Origin of the sequence: Flavobacterium sp. KBS0721 (assembly GCF_002007065.3) — a bacterium.
Taxonomy (GTDB): Bacteria; Bacteroidota; Bacteroidia; order Flavobacteriales; family Flavobacteriaceae; genus Flavobacterium; species Flavobacterium piscis.
The window spans coordinates 1,693,170-1,708,676 of the sequence record NZ_CP042170.1; the positions used below are offsets into that span (position 1 = coordinate 1,693,170).

At 33.4% G+C, this 15,507-nt stretch carries 8 protein-coding genes; 6 read left to right on the forward strand and 2 right to left on the reverse strand.

Annotated features, from left to right (window positions below; translation table 11 throughout):
- Window positions 1–7 precede the first annotated feature (7 nt).
- Together B0M43_RS07540 and B0M43_RS07545 are read left to right on the forward strand one after the other, a co-directional pair.
- Window positions 8–2,695 carry a carboxypeptidase-like regulatory domain-containing protein gene (locus tag B0M43_RS07540; protein WP_078006297.1) on the forward strand — a complete coding sequence of 896 codons (2,688 nt, stop codon included), beginning with the start codon at window positions 8–10 and terminating at the stop codon, window positions 2,693–2,695.
- 92 nt (window positions 2,696–2,787) lie between these two features.
- On the forward strand, window positions 2,788–5,019 hold the full coding sequence (locus B0M43_RS07545) for a hypothetical protein (protein ID WP_078006959.1): 2,232 nt from the start codon (window positions 2,788–2,790) through the stop codon (window positions 5,017–5,019).
- Window positions 5,020–5,077: 58 nt separating this feature from the next.
- Here B0M43_RS07545 and B0M43_RS07550 read toward each other — a convergent pair whose 3' ends face one another.
- Complete coding sequence (locus B0M43_RS07550; RefSeq protein ID WP_078006296.1) at window positions 5,078–6,859, reverse strand: DUF4153 domain-containing protein; 1,782 nt, start codon at window positions 6,857–6,859, stop codon at window positions 5,078–5,080.
- Between the two features lie 180 nt (window positions 6,860–7,039).
- Between B0M43_RS07550 and B0M43_RS07555 the strand changes: the two genes are divergently transcribed.
- Window positions 7,040–8,506: a M28 family metallopeptidase gene (locus tag B0M43_RS07555; protein ID WP_078006295.1), complete on the forward strand. Its 1,467-nt coding sequence runs from the start codon at window positions 7,040–7,042 to the stop codon at window positions 8,504–8,506.
- Between the two features lie 124 nt (window positions 8,507–8,630).
- Here B0M43_RS07555 and metK read toward each other — a convergent pair whose 3' ends face one another.
- On the reverse strand, window positions 8,631–9,881 hold the full coding sequence (metK, locus tag B0M43_RS07560) for a methionine adenosyltransferase (protein WP_078006294.1): 1,251 nt from the start codon (window positions 9,879–9,881) through the stop codon (window positions 8,631–8,633).
- 530 nt (window positions 9,882–10,411) lie between these two features.
- Here metK and B0M43_RS07565 point away from each other — a divergent pair.
- From B0M43_RS07565 to B0M43_RS07575, 3 genes are all read left to right on the forward strand, one after another.
- On the forward strand, window positions 10,412–13,258 hold the full coding sequence (locus B0M43_RS07565; RefSeq protein WP_078006293.1) for a TonB-dependent siderophore receptor: 2,847 nt from the start codon (window positions 10,412–10,414) through the stop codon (window positions 13,256–13,258).
- Window positions 13,259–13,818: 560 nt separating this feature from the next.
- The gene (locus B0M43_RS07570; protein ID WP_078006292.1) at window positions 13,819–14,013 is read left to right on the forward strand and encodes a hypothetical protein; all 195 of its coding nucleotides are present in this window, start codon (window positions 13,819–13,821) and stop codon (window positions 14,011–14,013) included.
- A 137-nt stretch (window positions 14,014–14,150) separates the two neighbouring features.
- The gene (locus B0M43_RS07575) at window positions 14,151–15,455 is read left to right on the forward strand and encodes an O-acetylhomoserine aminocarboxypropyltransferase/cysteine synthase family protein (protein ID WP_078006291.1); all 1,305 of its coding nucleotides are present in this window, start codon (window positions 14,151–14,153) and stop codon (window positions 15,453–15,455) included.
- The last annotated feature ends 52 nt before the right edge of the window (window positions 15,456–15,507 follow it).

Sequence of the window (15,507 nt, forward strand, 5' to 3'; positions counted from 1 at the left end):
TCTATCAATGAACAAAACACTTTTTATATTCGCCTTTTTATTTACTTCTATATGCTTTTCTCAAAGTGTTCGTTTTGACGGATTTATTCAGGATGAGCAAAAAAATCCGTTAGAGATGGCCAATATAATGGCCGTAAATACTGCTAGCAAAGCAATGGATTCTTATGGAATTACCAACGATAAAGGAAAATTTCAGCTTACATTGAAGCCTAATACTTCTTACTCAATTAAAGTAAGTTATCTGGGAATGAAATCGAAAGAAATTGCCGTTTCTACGCAAAGCGCAAACATCGTTCAGAACATTGTCATGGATGATGCCGGAATCGAACTTCAGGGTGTTGAGATTGTGCGTGAAATGCCGGTTTCTATAAAAGGAGATACTATTGTGTACAATGCTGATTCGTTTAAATCCGGAACCGAAAAAAAGCTGGAAGATGTACTGAAAAAATTGCCAGGAGTTGAGGTAAATGCCGATGGAGAAATTGAAGTGGAAGGTAAAAAAGTAAGTAAGTTAATGGTTGAGGGAAAGGATTTTTTTGACGGAGACACCAAACTTGGCGTTAAAAATATTCCTGCCGATGCGATTGATAAAATTCAGGTATTAAGAAATTATAATGAAGTAGGCGCTCTAAAAGGTTTAGGAAACGATCAGGATAATGTAGCGATGAATATTAAACTAAAAGAAGGTAAAAAGAACTTTTGGTTTGGAGATGTAACAGCCGGAACAGGAGTTGGAGAACTCGATAGCCGTTATATTATTAATCCAAAATTATTTTATTACAGTCCAAAATACAGCATCAACGTAATTACCAATTTTAATAATATTGGCGAACTACCGCTTACAGCTCAGGATTATTTTAAGTTCACAGGAGGATTTAAAAATATGATGCAAAAGGGCGGAAGTAATTTTAATATTTCATCAAACGATTTAGGAATTTCGATTTTAAGAAACAATCGCGCTAAAGAAATTGAGACGAAATTTGGAGCCACAAACTTTGCTTATTCTGTTACCAAAAAATGGAATATTAGCGGTTTCGGAATCTTATCGACTTCAAAAACAGATTTGGAAACGAAATCACAAACGACGATTTTAGAATCCGGAGATGAGCAAAAAAGAGAAGAAGAAACACATCAAAAAAATAATCTGGGACTTTTTAAACTGAGTTCCACGTATAAGCCCAATGATAAATTTCAGTTTGATTATGATATTTTAACGAAATTATCCAAACAAAATGAAGATACCGATTTGTTACGTGAATCTGTGGTGAATAATGTTTCGACTTTGGAGACTATCCTTACGGGTAAAAAACAGGATCCAACATCTATAAAACAAGATTTGAGTTTGTACTATACACAAAGCGATAAAAATATTTTTGCTTTTGAAATGCAGCATTTGTATCAGGACGAAAATCCATTTTATAATGCCAATTTGCGTACACAACCTTTTGACTTAGCAGGTTATACTTCGGGACAGGAAAGAAATGACCTCAATCAGAATCGATTTGTAAAAACGAATAAACTTGATGCAAAATTGGACTACTATTATATGGTAACACCAAAAAGCAACATCAATATTACACTTGGAAATACATTCTCATATCAGGATTTTAATTCCCATATTTTTCAAATGTTGGATAACGGAGATCGAAATGATTTAAACGATCCCGACAACAACAATAAGGTCAACTATAATTTTAATGATGTATTTCTTGGGTTTCATTATAAAATTCTGGCAGGGAAATTTACTTTAACTCCGGGAGTTAGCGTACATTCCTATAACATGAAAAACACACAGCTAGGAACAGATTATTCTCAGAATTTCATAAAAGTACTGCCTGATTTTTTTGCTTTATATCAAATTAAAAAAGCAGAAGCACTAACGTATAATTTCTCTTTAACCAATGATTTTACAGATATTAATCAGTTGGCTGCGGGTTTTGTTTTGTCTGATTACAGTAGCTTGTTCCGCGGAAATCGTTTGTTGGAGAATGCTACTTCGCAAGTTCATACGCTTCGTTATTTCAAGTACAATATGTTTAATTTTGAGAATATTTTTGCCAATGCAACCTATACTAAAAAAGTAGATGCCATTAAAACCAGTGCAGATTTTACGGGAATTAACCAGTCATCTTCACCGTATAATTCTAATTTGGCAGATGAAACTTTTAGCGGAATGGGAAATTACGGGCGTTCGTTTTTAAAGAATTATAAAGCATCTGTAAATGCAAGTTTCAATTGGTCAAAATTCAATAATATCCAGAATAATGAATTGGCCACTACAGAAAGTTTTGTGCAGAGCTACACCATAAAAGCTTCAACAAATTATAAAAACATGCCTAATATCGAGTTTGGTTATAATGCTTTGATTAACAAATATAGCGGCTCAACGTATTATACCGATAAACCTTTTGCAAGATTAGATTATTATTTCCTGAATAGTTTTTCGTTTGTTTCAGAATATGAGTTTTACCATTATTACAATGGCAATAAAACAGTCGATAACGAATATGATTTTTTAAGTGCAAGTTTAATTTATCAAAAAAAGAATAGTAAATGGGAGTACAAATTATCGGCTACCAACTTACTAAACACTAAATATCTTAATGATGACAGCTTCTGGCAGTTTTCTACAAGAGTTTCACAATATACTGTACAGCCTCGTTATATTATGTTTTCGATGAAATACAATTTATAGTATTTTAATTACAATTCCTTGTCTTTTTGATGTTTTTTTTAAATAAGAAAGAAATATCTTTGTTTGAAATAGTAACAACTAAAATTTTAAGCATGCGTAATTTTATATGGAGTTTATTAGCTTTCTTTTGTTTAATATCTGTTTCTTTTTCTCAAACAAAAAATATTGAAAAAGGATCTTATTTATCGACCAATAAAGGTCAAAAAATCAAACTGAATTTATTAGAAGATAATAAATACGAATTGGTTTTTTATTCGGGTAATTATGAAATCAAAGGCGATTCATTATTGTTTACTCCAACTGCAAAAGCAGAAAGTGGTTTTGATCTTGCTTTTAAAAATGATAAAAAAGCAAAAAAAGCAAAAATAAAGTTTGTTGATGCTGTTTACTATTACTCTTTCTACGTTGGTACACAAAAAGGCTCAGGTGAGGTGGAATATCAAAGACTATCAGATATTAAAACCAGAGTAAATCCTCAAGAGGATAAAACTGATGTAGATTTTGAGATTGATAAAGCAGATTATTTGTATTTGGTTTATGAAGAATATGGTGGAAATAGCATGGTTTCTAAATTTGCTTTGCCAAAAGATGTTTCAGAAATTACGATTAAATATCAATCGGATGTTGTAGGGAATTTAAATATTAAAGGTTTTTTCAATCAGAAAACAACTGAGCTGATGATTTCTGAACAATCAGGAAAAGATCCTTTAGTATTTCGTAATGCGAAAGATGCGCAGCCTGAAAAAGTTTCGGTGATTCCACTAGAAAATAAGACAGTTGCAAATTGGACGTATGCAGGAAAAGAACCTTTAGTAAGTGATGATTTTGGTACCGCAGTCGATTCTACTGTTGTAGGAGTAGATTCATATCCTCCAACATTTGATTTTAAATTAAAAATCGAAAATAATCTTAAAAATGCGATTTCATCCATTAAACAAAGTAAAACTAAATTTTTAGTAGTTGGCGTTGACAGTAAAAATGCTTCGGCAAAAACTGATTTTGATGCTTTTATTAAAGACCAGGAAACGCAGATTGCTTATACCATGTATGATGCATACAACCCTGAATATGATTTGTACAATTATTATTTGGCTACAGCCGATGATAAAAAGTGGCTTAAAACGAATAAAGTTACAGCTGATCCAAGTGTGATTATCCTGAATAATAACGGAGAGGTTTTAGCTACTGCAAAATCTAATTTTAAGGACAAACAGTATCAGTTCAATTATTATGATGCTCTCTATAAAAAATTGCAAAGAACGGATGGATTGTTGACTTTTAGTAAAACATTAAAAAACAAAAAAGCAACAGATGCTGATTTGATCCAGGCTTTTAATAAAGTTGCAGTTTTGGAAATACCATATGATTATGATACAGATTATACAGTAACAACTGATGATAATGCCGGAGAATTTAAGTTTGCAAATGCAGCCTTAGATAAAAAAGAAGTAGCTCAGGTTTGGAAAAAACTGATTGAAGCCCATCAAAAAGATACAAAACCGAATATGTATTTGGTCGAAACCATTTTGAAAGAAATTAAAAATCAGGGATTTTCGAAACAGTTTTTTAAAGATGATAAAGTTTTAAATGATACTGATTTTCTTGCTATAGATTATTTGATAAAACACTATGATGCAATTGATGCAGAACGTGCAGCTTTTACTGCTAAAGAAGGTGAGACACATGTAATAGGAAATTTAAATACAGAGATTGCAACAGCTTTACAGCAAAATAATTATGTTGTTGAAAATAATGCTTCGAGAGTAAAAGATGACAGTAAAACGATTGCAGTTTATAAAAAACTAATTGCTGCTGGAAAAGGTAATTTTGAATCTTATCAAAATTACTTTGCATATTTGGCTGAGATCCAAGATAGAGACGGCTCAAATACAAATTATTTAAAAGAGTTTAGTACTTATTTTAATGCTAATCTTGCGACAGATAAAGGAAGCGTTATCGAAAAACTAGATACAATGTTTACTTCGATCGATCCTAATTCTGAGTATTCATACAACGGATGGAATGCTTTTAAGGAATACCATTCGAATTTATGCAATGAAGCTGCGTGGACCGTAGTTTCAAAACCTGGCAATACTGGTTTTATAAAATCAGCAATTACGTGGTCAGAATATAGTTTGATGATCAGTAAAAACAATCCATATTATTTAGATACTCTGGCACAGTTGTATTATAAAGACGGACAAAAAGAGAAAGCGATTACAACACAAACTCTGGCCGTAAAATATTTAACCGATTATGTAGAGGAAGAAACTGCGACAGATATTCGCGAAACATTAAGTAAAATGCAAAACGGAACGTACTAAATGATTTAAAAAAGCATAAATAAAAAAGCCTTTGAAAAATAATTCAAAGGCTTTCTTTTTAGTTTTTAATTTTCACCAGTACTTTTATGTTATAGCTGTCTAATACTTTTTTATTGTTTTTGATTTTACCATTCGCATTAAGATAGGTAATTAAAACTTTGTACTTTGGAGTTTCTATTTCCTGTGTTACCTTTTTATTTAAATTATAATTGTTTTGGTCAAAAGCAGGGTTTTTATTCACAAAGGCGCTAATTTCTAACGGAATAGTATCCTGATTAATCTCTAGTTTTAAACCATAATCTTTAACTGTAGATTTTATGGAATAGTTCTTATTGTCAATCGTTACACAATCTTTGCATTCAAAATTGTTATCATAAGAAGAAAGATTAAATGAGAGATCGTATCCATGAATATTCTCTACAGCATTTTGGTTATTCTCATAATAGTAGAAGTAGAAATCAGTTTTGTTTTTTTCTTTCTTATCATATGGAGATCTATATTCATAACCGAGAGCTTCCATTATTTCGTAACGACTAGGAGTTTTATTTTTTCTAAGAAGACTTTCAAGTTTTGTCTTTGCATAGGGAACCATAATTTCTATACCATAATTATCCTCCAGAAAAGAAACAATACTGCTTAAATCTTGTTCCTGTTCGAAAGTCATCTTCTTATGATCTGCGTTTTTCATAAAAGTTTCAAATCGGGATAACTGACTGTGTTTAGATATCGCATTAGCACTTTGAGGACCAATAATAGAAAACAATCCTGCCAGACACATACTTATTGGAATGAATTTTATTTTAGGGTTTTTTTGAATTAAAAAATACGCCACAACAATAGAAAGCCATATTGATAAGAGTAAAACATAATAGCGTTCGTGTGTAAATCCGTAAAGATTGATTCGGTATAAAATCGCCCAAAAAAGCAATCCCAATAACGGAATCAATAGAAAATAAAACCAACGACTGAATGTTCTCATCCAAAGATTCCCGGTTTCTGTCGCAATGGGATGAACCAGTAAAAAAGATAGAATTCCGAAAATGGCGAATACCAAAACGAGATAGGAAACCCAGCCCACAGGCAAGGAAAGCGTCAATACTATTTTGGTTTCATAACAAATTAAAATGACCAGGTAAAGGCTTATTAAAGGTAATAACACAAATTGCGTGAAGTTTTTAAGCCCTTTTGGATAATTTAAAATCAAAGGATTCTGATTGTTATTGGTTTCAGGAACTCCGTTCAAGAAGAATAGTGTATTAAAAATTCCAGCAATTACAAAAAAGACATGAAAGTAAATATGATCATAGAATTCGACTTTAAATAGTTTGTCAATGGCTAAGATAGCCAATGCCAGACCAGAATAAATTACAATGCTGTACAATGCAGAAGTTAGAATTCGAAGGAAAAGCTGTTTGTTGAATTCCCAAAATTCATCCTGATTATAAGTTTTCGGCAAAAATCCTGCAAACGAAACCAGTAAATGCAAAGCAATGTTAAGCACAAGAAATTGTTGTATTTCTGTCTCAGTAATATATTGATGAAAATTAAAAACAAAAAGAATAATACAGCCGCCAAGAACGAAACTGGTTATCAAACGCCAAATCAGGTTCTTTTTTGAGGCCAGAAAGAATAAACTAACAGAAAGAAATAAAACCAAACACAAAGAACAGCTCATTAATGCTTTTTGATAAAGTTCTTTGTTAGGATCATTGTATTCTTTCTCATTAAGAACGATAGCTATAATAGTTCCTAAAATTACAGTTATAGTTTCTAACGGAAATCTGAGAACTGTTTTTAGTGTGGAGTTTAGAACATTTTTTAAAGAAGGAAGTCTGCTCATTTTTTAATCAGTTATTTTGTATAAAGTAAGCTAAATTGTAAGGGATAACCAAATAAAAATAATAATGCAAAAAAAATGTTCATGCGATTTTATTGATTTGGCATTTCAGTAGTATTTCAAATCCAAATAAGCATTTTTTACTCTATAAATTACTAAGTTTGGGATACTAAATTAAAACGTATGAAAAATAAAATGATGCTCGTTTTGATTGCTTACGGAGGAGTAGTTTTTGCGCAGGCAATAAAAAAACCACTAGTTTCAGCAATTACAGATAAAGACCTTAAAACCGATATGTACCAGATGGCTGGTGATCATTTTAATGGTCGTGAAGCAGGAACCCTAGATGAATTAAAGGTATCGATGTGGCTGGCCAATAAGGCGAAAGAGGCGGGAATGGCACCGGCAGGTGATGACGGAACTTATTTTCAGTTTTTTGATATGTACAGGCATCAGGTAACTCCTAATACAAAATTTAAAATTGGACAAAAAGAATATAAATTGTGGAAAGATGTTCTTGTTGCAGAAACTACCAATATAAAAGTAGATGCACCATTAGTATATTTGGGAGCAGCAACAAAAGAAGAGATTGAGAAAGCCGATGTAAAAGGAAAAGCGGTTGTTTTATTGGCTTCGAAAGAAGGAATTGCAGATGATATTTCTCTTTTTGACAGACGTTATCCGGGTCTTGTTCGAAATAAATACTATGAACTTGTATCAAAAAAAGGAGCGTCAGCACTTATTTTTGTAGCAGATGCCTTGGCAGAAGAAAGCTGGTCTCAGGTAGAACCACAAATGACAAGAGGTATTTACGGAATTGAAGGAGTTCGAGATAAAATTGGATCAACTATGCCGGTTTTTTGGGTGCATAATGATCAGTTAGCCTATTTAAAAACAACGAAAGATCTTTTGTCTACAGAAGTAATTTCTGAAACTTATAAATATCCATCAGTAAATGTAGTAGGAACAGTAGAAGGAACAGATCCTAAATTAAATAAGGAATATGTTCTTTTTAGCGGACATCAGGATCATGATGGTGTAAGACAAAAATACGGTCAGGATTCTATTTATAATGGTGCTGATGATAATGCGAGTACTTGTGTGGCAATGCTGGCTATTGCAAGAGCGTATAAAAAACAACCCGGAAAAAGAACTTCTCTATTTGTATTTCACGGTGCAGAAGAACGCGGTTTGTTAGGATCAAGATGGTACGCATCGCACCCCACAGTTCCGGAAAAGGATATCATCGCAGTTTTAAACGGAGATATGATTGGTAGAAATAATGTAAATCAGGCTGCTCTTTTAGGATCCAGCTCTCCTCATGAAAACTCATCAGATTTAGTGGCAATTGCGAAAAAAGCAAATGATGAAGGTCCTAAATTCGATCTGGATAAACTTTGGGACAGACCAGAACATCCGGAATATTTTTATTTCCGTTCAGATCATTTGCCTTATGCAAAAAGAGGAATTCCATCAGTTTTCTATACCAGTGTTTTACACAGTCAATACCATACTCCAATGGACGAATCTGAAAATATTGATTTTGTAAAATTGCATAAAATGACTGAGTGGATGTACCGCACAGGATGGATTTTGTCAAATGATGCTTCTCGTCCTAAAACATTACCAAATGTACAATTAGAGCGATAAATTTATAGGTTTAAAAGAAAAATCCGTAAAATCAGCGTCGAATTAATAGACAGATAATTATTAAAAATAAAAAGGCTTTCTAAAATTTTAGAAAGCCTTTTTGTTATGTATGATTCAGATCGAATTATAATCCAAATTCTGCTTTTACTTTGTCTACGAAATCAAGTTTCTCCCAGGTAAATAGCTCAACAGTAACTGTTTTTACATTTCCTCCCGGAGCAGAAAAAGTTTTAGTTACCACTTCTGGTTTACGTCCCATATGTCCGTAAGCAGCAGTTTCGCTATAAATTGGGTTTCTTAATTTCAAACGTTGCTCGATAAAGTAAGGACGCATATCAAAGATAGCTTCTACTTTTTTAGCGATCTCACCGTTAGTTAAGTTTACTTTAGAAGTTCCGTAAGTATCAATAAAAATACCCATTGGTTCAGCAACTCCAATTGCGTAAGAAACCTGTACTAAGATTTCGTCAGCAACGCCGGCAGCTACTAAGTTTTTAGCGATATGACGAGTTGCATAAGCAGCACTTCTGTCTACTTTACTTGGATCTTTTCCAGAGAATGCACCACCACCGTGAGCACCTTTTCCACCGTAAGTATCAACAATGATTTTTCTTCCTGTTAAACCAGTATCTCCGTGAGGTCCTCCAATAACGAATTTTCCTGTTGGGTTAATATGGTAGTTGATTTTATCATTGAATAAATGCGCGTGACTTGGATTTTTTGCAATGATTCTTGGAATCAAAATTTCGATGATATCTTTTTTGATTTTAGCCAGCATAGTAGCTTCTTCATCAAAATCATCGTGCTGAGTCGAAATTACAATCGCATCAATACGAGTTGGTTTGTTATCATCACTATATTCTAAAGTTACTTGAGATTTTGCGTCAGGACGTAAATAAGTGATTTCGTTATTCTCACGTCTTAAAATTGCTAATTCCTGTAATAATTTATGAGATAAATCAAGTGCCAGTGGCATGTAGTTTTCAGTTTCGTTAGTTGCATAACCAAACATCATTCCCTGGTCTCCTGCACCTTGCTCTTCTGGCTTAGCTCTGTCAACCCCTTGATTAATATCTGCAGATTGCTCATGAATTGCTGAAAGAATTCCACAAGAATTTGCTTCAAACATATACTCGCTTTTTGTATATCCAATTTTACGGATTACATCACGGGCAATTTGCTGCACATCAAGATAAGTATTCGATTTTACTTCACCAGCTAAAATTACCTGACCTGTAGTAACAAGAGTTTCGCAAGCTACTTTTGAGTCAGCATCAAATGCCAAAAAGTTATCAATTAATGCATCCGAAATTTGATCTGCAACTTTGTCTGGATGCCCTTCACTAACAGATTCTGACGTAAATAAATAAGCCATAATAATTTATTAAATTAAAATTAAGTGAGGAAAAAAATTGCTTAAAAAGGGCTAAAGGAGATAGTCTGCTTTAGCATTTTTTAATGCCGAAATTTATCTTTCAGCATTCATAACGAACCATTTCATTATGAAGAGGTTGCAATCAGTTCAAATTTTTCCTCCGTATTCGGGTGCAAAAGTACAAAACCATTTTGATTTGCAAATTAAAGTTCAACTTTTTTTATTTTTTATAGCATAAATTTAACATTAATATACTAATTTGATAGGGTAATAGAAAATATTTCGCTTTTTGTTTGGCCGATAAAAAAATAGTTCGCAAATTTGCCTCACGAAAATTAAAGAAATGAAATTTACAGTTTGCAATATGATGTCTTGTAAGATGCCGGAGTTCTCCGCAGAGACGCTATTGTAATTTTTTTTCAAAAATATATATAGAAACCTCTGCAGATCGCAGAGGTTTTTTTTTGTCCCGATAAAAAATAACTGCAAATAATTTTTAAGCCAAAACCACTAAATTAATCTTAAAAGCAATGAAAAAAAATGTACTAATCGCTTTAGGTCTTCTCACGTTTTCAGGTGTTTATGCTCAGGAAAATGAAAAAGAACAGGATAGTCTGAAAAACAATGAATTATCTGAAGTAACAATAGTGGGATCGAGAAGTAAAAATCGGGTAAAAACTGATGTTCCTGTTCCTGTAGATGTTTTTAATATTTCAGACATTACAAAAGGTTCTCCGCAAACGAGTGTTACTCAGATCTTAAATTACGTTGCGCCTTCTTTTACCAGTAATGCGACTTCTACCGCAGATGCTACAGATCACGTCGATCCGGCGCAATTAAGAGGCTTAGGACCTGATCAGGTTTTGATATTGGTAAACGGTAAACGCAGGCACTCAAGCGCATTGGTAAACATAAACGGATCTCCGGGAAGAGGATCTGTAGGAACAGATTTAAATGCAATTCCGTCATTTGCTATCGAAAGAATCGAAGTTTTACGTGATGGTGCAGCGGCACAATACGGCTCAGATGCTATTGCGGGAGTTATTAATATTGTACTTAAAAAGAATGCTAATTTTATTTCGGGAGGTATTCAATATGGTACCAACTTATCTTCAGGATCTAATGATTTTAAAGGCGGAGCTGACGGACAAACCGTACAAGTAGATTTGAATTACGGAACCTCTTTAGGTAAAGAAGGAAGTTTTCTGAATGTTACCGGAACTGCGGTAACAAGACAGGCCACAAGCAGAGCCGGAATTAGAAACGGTCCTATTTTTAATGCTTACAATGCTGTAGAAAACAGAGCAGCTCAAAATGGTGTTGCTATCAATTCATTGTTTAGCAATATTAATAATACTTCAAATTCAGCGCAAATTATTAGCTCATTACAGCAATATGCACCACAAGTAAGTTATTTTACACCGGCGCAGCAAACTGCAATTTCTTCGGCAACAACATTGGCTCAAATGCAAACGGCTTTGAATTTTGATGTGACTAATAATGAAATTGCTTACAGAGGTCAGGAAAGAAGTGATTATAATATGAGTGTTGGTCAGTCAGAACTCGCTTCTGGACAACTATATTATAATACAAAATATCCATTATCTGATATTACATCTTTGTATTCTTTTGGTGGAGTTTCGTATAGAAATGGTCAATCTTATGCTTTCAACAGATTACCAAACGGTGCCAATACTTTCACGCAAGTGTATGAAAACGGATTTTTACCAGAAATAGAATCATCTATATTAGATGCTTCGGCGGCACTTGGGGTTACTACCAATATATTGGGTTTTGATACCGATTTAAGTACCAACCTGGGGTCAAACTCTTTTCAATATGATGTAAACAATACCATCAATGCAACATTAGGAGTAAATTCTCCTTCTAGTTTTGATGCTGGTAAAGTTTCATTTTTACAAAGTACAACTAATTTAGATTTCAGTAAAAAGCTTGATGTTTTAGAAGGACTGAATGTTGCTTTTGGTGGCGAATTCAGATATGAAAATTATCAGATTAAAGCAGGAGAAGAAGCGTCTTATGGATTATATGATACCAACGGAAACATAGTGCCGGGAATTTTACCAAGTAACTCACCTTTAATAGTGACAGACTTTTTTGGTAACAAGCGTGGAGCAGGTGCACAGGGATTTTCAGGATTTCAACCATCTGATGCTAAAGAAAAAGACAGAAAAAGTGGTGCAGCTTATCTTGATTTAGAATTGAATGCGACTAAAAACTGGCTTTTGAACGGAGCGGTTCGTTATGAAAACTATTCAGATTTTGGAAGCACCGTTATTTTTAAACTAGCTTCTCTTTTAAAAATAAACGATAATATCAACTGGAGAATTTCGGGTCAAACAGGCTTTAGAGCGCCATCATTACAACAAAAATATTTTGAATCAAGTTCTACTCAGTTTATAAATGGAGCACCTTATCAGGTAGGTTATTTTACAAACGATTCTCAGGCGGCTAAAAGCATTGGGGTTGAAAGTTTAAAACCTGAAAAATCTAAAAGTATTAGTACAGGATTTACATTTAAAATTCCTGATGCCAATATTACCATTGCAACCGATGCCTACTTTACAAGAATCGATGACAGAGTGGTGCTTACTGGACAATATTCAAGACCAACAGATGCTCAGATAAATGCAGCTACATCTGCTACACAAAAAGATGCATTGACATTGTTTCAACAAGCATTTGATTTAAAAGGAGTTGAAAGAGCTTCGTTCTGGACCAACGGAATCGATTCTGAAACTAAAGGTATAGATGTAGTGATTTCTCAAAAATACGATGTAATTCAGGATTTTACCATCAGAAATGATTTTGCATTAAGTTACAATACCACCAAAAGAGTAGGGAAATTAAATGTTCCTCAATCTATTATTGATGCCGGTGGAGATCCTTATGTATATTCATTTTTCCCGGAATCGAGCAGAGTTTATTTAGAAGAAGCGATTCCTAAACTAAAAGCGAATTTAATGACAACTTTCAGCATCAAAAAGCTGGATATTTATTTAAGAAATAGTTATTTCGGAAAAGTGACTGATCCGGGAGCGACAGATGTAAATTTAGACGGATCATCATCAGTTTACGAGCATCCGGAATACAGCGCAAAAATTGTTACCGATTTATCTTTAGGATATCAAATCAATGAGAAATTCAGATTTACAATTGGTCTTAATAATATAGGAGATGTTTATCCGGACAGAAACAATCCGTCAACTCCGGCATTTACCAATACAACGCCAACATTGTCTCCTGCGCCAAGCACAGATTTAACAAATGCAAATCAGTTTGCTTATTCAAGAGCAGTATCACAATTTGGATTGAACGGAAGATTTGGTTTTGCCAGATTAAGTTTTAAGTTCTAAAAATATAAGATTGGCCACGGGTTTTACGGATTAAACGGGTTTACGCGGATTTTTTTTAATCATTTAAACTATGGCTTAACTTTTTTTATTATTGGCTTCAATTAAAACATGCCACAGATTTTTACAGATTTTTTTAATCGTTTTAATCATTCAATCTGTGGCTGTTTTTTTAAGTAGAAATTGAAAGATAAAAGTATTCCGCGTAAACCCGTTTAATCCGTAAAACCCGTGGGCTAATCTATAAAGTAAAACACCTGTATTTTCAGGGATTCTAAAAAAATGTATTAATTATCAATTTTTAATTTGGTAGATATAATAATAGTTTGTATATTTACTCTATCGAATTAGTCGAGTTTTAAAAAGCATTAATTTAAAATAATATAAAATGAAAACAATAGCGAATAATATGATGATATGTTGTGAGATGATGCAAATGTGCATCCCAATTCGTTGTTGCCAAAAGTAAAAGATAAAATCTTTGTTATAGTTAGAACTATAAGCCCTTTTGGTAGCCATCCGAAAGGGCTTTTTTTTATTTCAATATTTTTAAATTTTATATTATGAAAACATTAAACTCAATCGCAATAGAATATTTATTGAGAAACGATTCTCAAAAAAACAATAATAAATCCGAAGACATAACAAGAGAAGTTACAAGACTAAATGCGGAGCAGGAGTTAATAAGAAGTCAAAAATCATTACTGCTCTTAATGTATAACCTTGAAGAAGAAGGAGAAGACTTTTTTATTCAATAAGTAACAATATCAATATCAATAACAATATCAATTTCAAAAATCAATTTTAATTGCGATTTCAAATAACGATTACAATCAAAAATCAATTTCAAATAACAATATATAATAGTATTCACAATACCTAAAAAACTAAGATCATGAGCACACAAAAATTTGCAACAAACGCACTACACGCAGGACACGATGTTACTAAAAATGCAGGAACAAGAGCAGTGCCTATTTACCAGACATCATCTTATGTATTTAACGATTCAGATCACGCTGCCAATTTATTTGGTCTTGCCGAAGCCGGATTTATTTACACGAGATTAAATAACCCGACAAACGATATTTTAGAGCAACGACTGGCTGCACTCGAAGGCGGGATTGGAGCTGTAGTGACAGCATCCGGAGCATCGGCAATTTCTACAACTTTGTTGACTCTTTTAAAAGCGGGCGATCATATAGTGGCTTCCAATAGTTTATACGGAGGAACTTATAATTTGCTAAATGTAACTTTGCCTCGTTTAGGAATTACAACGACTTTTGTAGATCCTTCTCAACCTGAAAATTTTACAAAAGCAGCTAAAGAAAACACAAGAGCCTTTTTTGTAGAATCTTTAGGGAATCCAAAATTAGATGTATTAGACTTAAAAGGAATTTCGGCGGAAGCCAAAAACTTCAAAGTTCCTTTTATTGTAGACAATACGGTTGCTACACCTTATTTATTGAATCCAATTCAGTACGGAGCAGATATCGTAATTCACTCTTTAACCAAATATATTTCAGGAAACGGAACTTCATTAGGAGGCGTTATTATAGATGCAGGAAAATTTGACTGGTCGAACGGAAAATTCCCTGAGTTTACAGAGCCTTCTGCAGGATATCACGGTTTGGTGTATCATGAAGCTTTAGGAAATGCAGCTTTTATAGCAAAAGCAAGAATCGAAGGTTTACGTGATTTTGGAGCAGCTTTGAGTCCATTTAATGCTTTTCAGATTATTCAGGGATTAGAAACTTTACCAATCCGAATTCAGAAACATAGCGAAAACGCTTTGGCTCTGGCCTCTTGGTTAGAAAAACAAGATGAGGTAGTTTGGGTAAATTATCCAGGTCTTAAAAACAATAAATATTATGATTTAGCACAACAATATTTGCCAAAAGGACAAAGTGGCGTGATCACTTTTGGACTAAAGGGTGGTTTTGATGCCGCTAAAAAAGTGGTAGATCAAACTAAGTTGTTCTCGCTTTTGGCCAATATTGGTGATACAAAATCATTAATTATTCATCCGGCAAGTACAACGCACCAACAATTGTCTGATGCAGACCAACTGGAAACAGGAGTTTCAAAAGATTTAGTTCGACTTTCTGTCGGAATTGAAGATATCGAGGATTTAATAGCTGATTTGCAAGCTGCTTTCACCAGCATTACCCAATCGCAATACAGTATTAATAAAAATTAGGTTTTTTTGTTTTTTGTTTGAAAAATTGCCTTTAGCAGCGTGAGTTCTGCTA

What these genes read in the sequence shown, in the direction of transcription:
- B0M43_RS07555 (WP_078006295.1), top strand. Translation starts at nt 7,040, where the DNA reads ATGAAAAATAAAATGATGCTCGTTTTGATTGCTTACGGAGGAGTAGTT.
- B0M43_RS07565 (WP_078006293.1), top strand. Translation starts at nt 10,412, where the DNA reads ATGAAAAAAAATGTACTAATCGCTTTAGGTCTTCTCACGTTTTCAGGT.
- B0M43_RS07575 (WP_078006291.1), top strand. Translation starts at nt 14,151, where the DNA reads ATGAGCACACAAAAATTTGCAACAAACGCACTACACGCAGGACACGAT.
- B0M43_RS07545 (WP_078006959.1), top strand. Translation starts at nt 2,788, where the DNA reads ATGCGTAATTTTATATGGAGTTTATTAGCTTTCTTTTGTTTAATATCT.
- metK (WP_078006294.1), bottom strand. Translation starts at nt 9,881, where the DNA reads ATGGCTTATTTATTTACGTCAGAATCTGTTAGTGAAGGGCATCCAGAC.
- B0M43_RS07570 (WP_078006292.1), top strand. Translation starts at nt 13,819, where the DNA reads ATGAAAACATTAAACTCAATCGCAATAGAATATTTATTGAGAAACGAT.
- B0M43_RS07550 (WP_078006296.1), bottom strand. Translation starts at nt 6,859, where the DNA reads ATGAGCAGACTTCCTTCTTTAAAAAATGTTCTAAACTCCACACTAAAA.
- B0M43_RS07540 (WP_078006297.1), top strand. Translation starts at nt 8, where the DNA reads ATGAACAAAACACTTTTTATATTCGCCTTTTTATTTACTTCTATATGC.